Source organism: Vibrio sp. 1249-1 (assembly GCF_033340495.1).
The window spans coordinates 1-707 of sequence record NZ_JAWOWJ010000533.1 but is presented as its reverse complement, the minus strand read 5'-3'; the positions used below and the strand labels follow the sequence as shown (position 1 = coordinate 707).

Genomic DNA, 707 nt, shown 5'->3' with positions numbered 1-707 from the left:
TCATCATTCGCAGAACGCCGAAATGGGCACCATGGGCAACAGTTGTGGTTGGTATGTTTGTCTCTTGGTCCGTGGTAAAAATCTTCACTCCAGAATTTGTTGGTAGCTGGTTCGGTATGGATGAGCTAACACGCCGCGAAGCAGGTGAAATGCGCACAATGATCACCATTGCTGCTCACCTTGTCTTTACTGCTGGTTTCTTCTGCCTATCGACTCTGTTCTACAAAGAAGAAACAGACACGCACAAAGAGACAACGGCGGAATTCTTTAAAGATGTGGACACCGAGTGTGTTGCAGAAGAAGGCCAAGACATTGTTGACCGCATGCAACGCGCGAAATTGGGTACGCTGGTTATCTACATGGCCGCAGGTTTAACACTGATGGTGTTGATTCCAAACCCACTATGGGGCCGCCTATTGTTCCTTGCTTGTGCAGCGTCAGTCTTTGCTGTGGGCTACGGCTTGAAGAAGAGTGCCAAGCTAGACACGCAGCCCTCTAAAGTAGCCGCGACAACGACCCAATAATCTGAATTTTTGTTTTGGCTGCCCTCGCTTGGGCAGCCCTTTTGTGGAGATATATTATGGCTAAAGGTGATGTGATTACTCTCAACTTCGAAACGTTTGTTGATAGTGATACCCAAGTGAAAGTGACGCGATTAACGCCAACGGACGTGATTTGTCACCGTAACTACTTTTACCAGATGTGCT

Annotated in this window: 1 protein-coding gene and 1 pseudogene; both read left to right on the top strand. The window is 47.8% G+C overall.

Features of this window, described 5'->3' with window-relative positions; all coding sequences use genetic code 11:
• Positions 1-524 (top strand): annotated as a pseudogene (locus tag R7Z50_RS27445) (transporter); the annotation flags it as partial.
• 56 nt (positions 525-580) lie between these two features.
• Positions 581-707: oligogalacturonate lyase family protein (locus R7Z50_RS27440; RefSeq protein WP_318149741.1), on the top strand; the 127-nt coding region annotated here is incomplete at its 3' end.